Genomic DNA, 5,856 nt, shown 5'->3' on the forward strand with positions numbered 1-5,856 from the left:
CGGCCCGCGTCGAGCGCCGCGAGCGCCGCGGTGTCCTCGGCGGCCCGGCGCGCGGCGACCTCGCGCGCCTCCGCGAGCTGGCGCTCGAGCTCCTCCCGCCCGTCGGAGAGCGCGCCGGGCGCGGCCCCGCCGAGCGCCTCCTCGCGCCGCTCCGCGAGCCGCCGCGCCTCCGCCTCGAACTCGTTCTTCTTGCGGACGAGCAGCTCCTCGACGTCCTTGTAGACGCCGGTCCCGAAGAGCTGCTGCAGGAGCTCCTCCCGCTCCCGGGCGTCCGCGCAGAGGAGCCGCTTGAAGTCGCCCTGCGGCAGCAGCACGACGCGCGTGAACTGCTCCGCGCCCATGCCGAGGAGCTCCGTCACCTTCTCGGTCACGGTGGTCGGCTTCGTCGCGAGCGGCGCGTCGGCGCCCTCGCGCCACAGGCTCGCGGTGGGCGCCTCCTCGAGGGTCCCCTCCCCCCGCTTCTTCGGCCGCTGCCAGGCCGCGGTGCGCTCCGCGCGGTACACCACCTCGCCCAGCCGGAAGCGAAAGACCACCTTCGGCGCGGCGCCCTCCGGGGCGCGGTCGGCGCGGAGCCGACCGGTGCCGCGCGTCCCCGGCACCTCGCCGTACAGCGCGAAGGTCATGGCGTCGAAGAGCGTGGTCTTCCCGGCGCCGGTCGGCCCGTGGATGAGGAAGAGATCGGCGCCGCCGAGCGCGCCGAAGTCCACCTTCTGCGCCCGGGCGTAAGGCCCGAACGCCTGGAGCTCGAGGGTGAGCGGTCTCACGCCGCCCGCTCCCGGCGCACGACCTCCGCGAGCGCGCCCGCGAAGATCTCCCGGTGCTCCGGGCCGGGCGTCGCGCCCGCCACCGTCTCGAAGAACGCCTCGAACAGGCGGAGGTCGTCGCCCCCGGCGCCGTCCACCCGCGCCGCGAACGTCCCCTCCCCGCCGCCCGCGAGGTCCTCGCGGAGGACGTTCAGCACGTGGGCGAAGCGCGCCTGGAGCCGGTGCTTCGCGTCGAAGACGTACCCCTCGTCGCGGAGCGTCACCTCGACGAGCGCGCGCTCGAACGCGGCGAGCTCCGGACGGCGCAAAAGCTCGTCGAGCGTGCCCGAGAGCCGCACCACCTCGCGCCGGGCGCCGAGCGGGACGAGCTCGACCCGCGCCGCGCCCCGCTCGACCTCGGCCAGGACGACGCCCTTCGCGTGCCCCGCCTCGCCGAAGGAGTACTTGAGGAGCGAGCCGGAGTAGCGGACCGCGGGCGCGACCTCCTGCGGCGCGTGCAGGTGTCCGAGCGCGACGTAGTCGAACCCGCCGAGCGACGCGGCGGGCACGCAGCCGGATCCGCCCACCGCGAGCGGGCGCTCGCTGTCCGGGGTCTCGGAGGCGCCCTGGACGAAGGCGTGCGCGACGAGCACCGTCGGGAGCACGCGCGTCGCCGCGTCGGCCCGCACGCGCGCCAGCACGCGCTCGGTCGCGGCCGCATGGCCACGCAGCTCGTCGTCCCCCTCGGCGCCGCGCACGACCTCGGGATCGAGGTAGGGCACCGGGTAGAGGAACCCCTTGCCCGCGAGCTCCACCGGCTCCGCCGCGCGCGAGATCGCCCCGCGCAGGTGGACGCCGCGAGCCTCGAGGAGCCGCGCGCCGAACGCGAGCCGCTCGGCCGAGTCGTGGTTCCCGGCGATGGCGACGAGCGGCACGCCCAGCGCCGCCACGCGGTTCAGGAGGTCGTCGAGGAGCGAGACCGCCTCCGCCGACGGCACCGCCCGGTCGAAGACGTCGCCCGCCACGACCAGCGCGTCCGGTCGCGCGTCGCGGAGGAGCTCGCAGAGCCGATCGAGCGCCCAGGCCTGGTCCTCGAGCAGCGACTCCTCGTGGAGCGCGCGGCCCAGATGCCAGTCGGAGGTGTGCAGGATCCGGAGCGCCACACCGCCAGCGTACACGCCGGGCTGACATCGGGGCTCCAGCGTGGCTCGTCGCGGCGAAGCGCCGGGCTCCGGCCGCAGCGGCGGAGGTCACCGCGACGCCCCGGCGCTGCGGCCTGGAGGGCGCTCCGCCCTGGAGCACCCCCGTCGGGCTCAGGCGGGCAGCGCGGACGCGTCCGGGAGCGCCCCGCGGAGCCGCCCGAGCGCGCTCACCGCGCCACCTCCAGCGTGGGCTCGCCCTTCCTCCAGTTGCAGGGGGTGAGCTCGTCGGTCTTTAGCGCGTCGAGGACGCGGAGCGTCTCCTCCACGTTCCGCCCCACCGACAGGTCGTTCACCGACACGTGCCGGATGACGCCCGCCGGGTCGACGATGAACGTCGCCCGGAGCGGGACGCCGTCCGGGTGCAGGATCCCGAGCGCCGTCGAGAGCTCGCGCTTCGTGTCGGCGACCATCGGGAACGGCAGGTCCTTCAGCTCCGGGTGGCCGTTCCGCCAGGCGAGGTGGACGTAGTGCGTGTCGGTGGAGACGCCGAGCACCTGCGCCTCGCGCTCGCGGAAGTCGCGATCGCGCCGGCCGAACTCGGCGATCTCGGTCGGGCACACGAAGGTGAAGTCCATGGGCCAGAAGAACACCACCCGCCAGCGCCCGCGGTGGCTCTCGGGCGTGACGTCCTGGAACTCCTCGCCGGCGGCGCGGCTCACGACGGCCTTGAGGCGGTACTCGGGGAAGCGGTCACCCACGGTCAGCATTCGATCATCTCCTTCGGGGCGGCGGGATCGCCGCGTCGCAGGCAGAAGGTGCCGCCGGAGCGCTGATTTTCCCAATACATCATTTCGACCACTTCGTTAGGCTCTGCCTATGACTCCGCTCCCGCCCCACGCCTTCACCCTGCGCCAGCTCCAGTACGCCCTGGCCGTCGCCGAGACGCTGAGCTTCCGGCGGGCCGCGGAGCGCTGCCGGGTCGCGCAGCCGTCGCTCTCGACCCAGATCGCCCAGCTCGAGTCGGCCCTCGGCGTGCGGCTGTTCGAGCGCGATCGCCGGCGCGTGCTGGTCACGGCCGCCGGCGAGGCGCTCCTCGCCCGCGCGCGGCGCGTGCTCGTCGACGCGGACGACCTCGCCGGCGCCGCGCGCGCCGCGGGCGATCCGCTCGCCGGGCCGCTGCGGCTGGGGGTCATCCCGACCATCTCGCCCTACCTCCTGCCCCGGGTCGCCCCCGCGCTCCGGGCTGCCTACCCGCGGCTCGTCCTCACCTGGGTCGAGGACAAGACGGACGAGCTCGTGCGCCGGCTCGAGGCGGGCGCGCTCGACGCCGCGCTCCTCGCGCTCGAGGCGGAGCTCGGCGACGTCGAGCACGCGGACATCGCCCGGGATCCGTTCGTGCTCGCGACGGCCCGCGACCACCCGCTCGGCGCGCGAGCGGCGCCCGCCACCGCGGCGGAGCTGCGCGGCGCCGACGTGCTGCTCCTCGACGACGGGCACTGCCTTCGCGCGCAGGCGCTCGACGTCTGCGCGCGGGCTCGCGCCCACGAGCTGGAGTTCCGGGCGACGAGCCTGCCCACCCTGGTGCAGATGGTGGCGGGCGGCGCGGGCGTGACGCTGCTCCCCGAGCTGTCGCTCGCGGCCGAGACCCGTCGCGGCGACCTCCGGCTCCGCCCGTTCGCGGCGCCCGCGCCGCACCGGACGATCACGCTCGCGTGGCGCCGCCGGTCGCCGCTCGCCCCCGCGCTCCAGCGGCTCGCGCGGACGATCCGCGGCGCCTACCCGAAGGCCGCTCGCTGAGACTCCGGCCCAGGCTCGCCGGCGAAGGGCGCCCTCGGCGAGGCCATGGCGGCCGCCGCCGAGCTCACCCCGCGCGAAGCTCGCGCGCGAACACCTCGCGCGCCCACGCCTCGATGGAGGTGGGCGTCGTCGTCGCCGGCGATCGCGGCTCGTCGGACGCGATGCGCCCGTCGTTGAGGGCGCGCGCCAGCTCCACGTACAGCGCGGCGACCTCCTCGGACAGCCCGGCCTGCACCAGGCCCGCGTGCGCGTCGGCGTAGGAGAGCTGGACGTAGGCGAGGTCCGGCTTGCCGATCGCGGCGCCGAGCGCGCGCGCGACCTCGACCGGCGTCACGTCCCGCTCGCCGTGCAGCTCCTGGATCTCCCGGCCTCGCCAGTCGAGCGCGAGGAGCCGCCGGGCGGCCACCTCTCCCACGTCGGCCGCGGCGATCTGCGCCATGCGCAGCTCGGGGGCGAGCGCGCCGGCGTAGAACCCGGCGGACCGCACGACGCCGATGGCGCTGAGGTGGTTCTCGAAGAAGTAGCCCGGGCGCAGCGCGAGCACGCTCAGGCCCGGGACGCGCCCGAGGCGCTCCTCGAGCGTGTGCAGCCCGGCCACGGGGCCGGTCCCGCTCGCGAGCTGCGCGCCCAGGCTGGAGAGCGCCACGGCGTAGGGAACGCGCGCCGCCTCCAGGCCGTCGGCGAGGATGCCCGCGACCCGATCCTGCCAGGCACGCGCGCCCGGACCGAGGTACGGCGGAAGCTGCACGAACGCCGCGCCCGCGCCGTCGAGCGCGCGCCGGACGAGCTCGGGATCCTCGACGCTGCCGACCAGCTGCTCCGCGTCCGCGTGCGCGGCGAGCGCCGCGGCGCTCCGCGCGACCACGCGGAGGGGTCGCCTCGCCTCCGCGAGCCGGCGCGCCACGGGGCTGCCGACGTGGCCGGTGGCCCCGAGGACGACGTACACCTTCTCGGCCATGCCGCGCTCCTCCCCGGGTGACATGCGACCCCGCGCCCGGCCGGGCGCGAACCGTTTGGAGTCCAACGGTGCGCGTGAGGGGCGGGCTACCGCCCGAGCGCACGCCCACGCTCGGCACCCCCCGGGTCGTGGTACCCTCCGGGCCGATGACGCGCCCCCTCGTGCTCGGCACCCTGGCCGTCGCGCTGTCCCTCCCCGCCTGCCGCGACCGCACGCCGGCCGCGGAGGCGGGCGCTCCCCCGCCAGCGGCTGCGGCGCCCGCGAGTCCGAGCGCGGACGTGCCCAGCCCGGCCGCCCCGGTCGTTCCCGTCGTTGCCCCGGAGGGCACAGGGGCCGTGCTCCCCGCCCCCGTCGCGCAGGGCGGCGCCCCTCCGGCGGAGGGCGTCCCCGCCCCCGCGCCTGCCTCCCCTGCGACGAGCCTCGTCCGCGAGGCGGTCGCCAACGACCCGACCGGCCCGATCCCCCTCTCTCGCGAGGAGGAGACGGTGGTCGATCCCGCCACCACGTTCCGGCTCGTGCTCGCGGCGGAGCTCCCGGAGGCGCGGCTCGTCCTGCTCGACGGCGCCGACGCGATCGTGCCCTCGAGCGGCACGCGCGAGGTCGGCGCGTCCTCCGCGTTCACGCTCACGCCGTCGGCGCCGCTCGTCCCCGGCTCGCGCTACCAGCTGCGTCTCGACGGCGCGCGCTCGCGCGAGATCCACGACGCCGCGGGCCGCGCGTACGCGCCGCTGAGCCTCGGCGTGCTGGTCGCGGGCGAGCCGCCGAAGCCCGAGCCGAAGCCGAAGGCGAAGCCCGCCTCGCGAAAGCGGCGCAGCCGCCGCTGACAGCGTTGAGCGTCACGGGCGTACGTGGGTCGTGGGCGGCGAGCCGTCGCTCCGGCCGCATGCGAATCCCCGGTCAGCCGGAGGTTCGGCAACCTAGCGGGCCGCCGCAGCATCACGGCGCCCACGTCCCAGATGCATGACGGTAGACAGAGGCGCCACGCCCGGTTGCTCGAATGGCGTCGGCCCGTCACCCGAGTCGCGGCGGAAGCGATCCATGTGCTCGCGCCCGAAAGTTCTCTCTGCGTGAAGCAGGTTGTGCGCTCGACCTGACGGATCCCCTCAAATCAGCACACCTGAGCGGCAGCGATACGCTCTCGGAGTGAGTCCCATGGTTCTTCCGCCAGGGCGCCTTCGAGGAGGTCCGGCGCGTGGTCCGCGAGCACAAGTCTGCC

Annotated in this window: 6 protein-coding genes; 2 read left to right on the forward strand and 4 right to left on the reverse strand. The window is 76.1% G+C overall.

Translation table 11 applies throughout. From position 1 onward, the window contains the following. The 3 genes from MNZ39_RS22795 to MNZ39_RS22805 form a co-directional block, all read right to left on the reverse strand. On the reverse strand, positions 1-764 hold a 764-nt coding region (locus MNZ39_RS22795), incomplete at its 3' end, for an AAA family ATPase (protein ID WP_242341394.1). Continuing rightward, positions 761-1,921 carry an exonuclease SbcCD subunit D gene (locus MNZ39_RS22800; protein ID WP_242341395.1) on the reverse strand — a complete coding sequence of 387 codons (1,161 nt, stop codon included), beginning with the start codon at positions 1,919-1,921 and terminating at the stop codon, positions 761-763. The genes MNZ39_RS22800 and MNZ39_RS22795, both read right to left, overlap by 4 nt. Before the next feature lie 191 nt (positions 1,922-2,112). Next, positions 2,113-2,652, reverse strand: a complete 540-nt coding sequence (locus tag MNZ39_RS22805; RefSeq protein ID WP_242341396.1) for a peroxiredoxin — start codon at positions 2,650-2,652, stop codon at positions 2,113-2,115. Positions 2,653-2,761: 109 nt separating this feature from the next. Here MNZ39_RS22805 and MNZ39_RS22810 point away from each other — a divergent pair, with 109 nt between their 5' ends. After that, positions 2,762-3,682, forward strand: coding sequence for a LysR substrate-binding domain-containing protein (locus MNZ39_RS22810; RefSeq protein ID WP_242341397.1), 921 nt, complete (start codon positions 2,762-2,764; stop codon positions 3,680-3,682). A gap of 64 nt (positions 3,683-3,746) precedes the next feature. On the opposite strand, the gene MNZ39_RS22815 is transcribed toward MNZ39_RS22810, so the two are convergent. Continuing rightward, a complete protein-coding gene (locus tag MNZ39_RS22815; protein ID WP_242341398.1) occupies positions 3,747-4,640 on the reverse strand; it encodes an NAD(P)H-binding protein in 894 nt (297 codons plus the stop codon). 335 nt (positions 4,641-4,975) lie between these two features. Here MNZ39_RS22815 and MNZ39_RS22820 point away from each other — a divergent pair, with 335 nt between their 5' ends. Continuing rightward, entirely contained in the window at positions 4,976-5,464 is a 489-nt protein-coding gene (locus tag MNZ39_RS22820; RefSeq protein ID WP_242341399.1) for a hypothetical protein, read from the forward strand. Positions 5,465-5,856: the final 392 nt, after the last annotated feature.

It is taken from the genome of Anaeromyxobacter sp. SG66 (assembly GCF_022690805.1).
GTDB lineage: Bacteria > Myxococcota > Myxococcia > Myxococcales > Anaeromyxobacteraceae > Anaeromyxobacter > Anaeromyxobacter soli.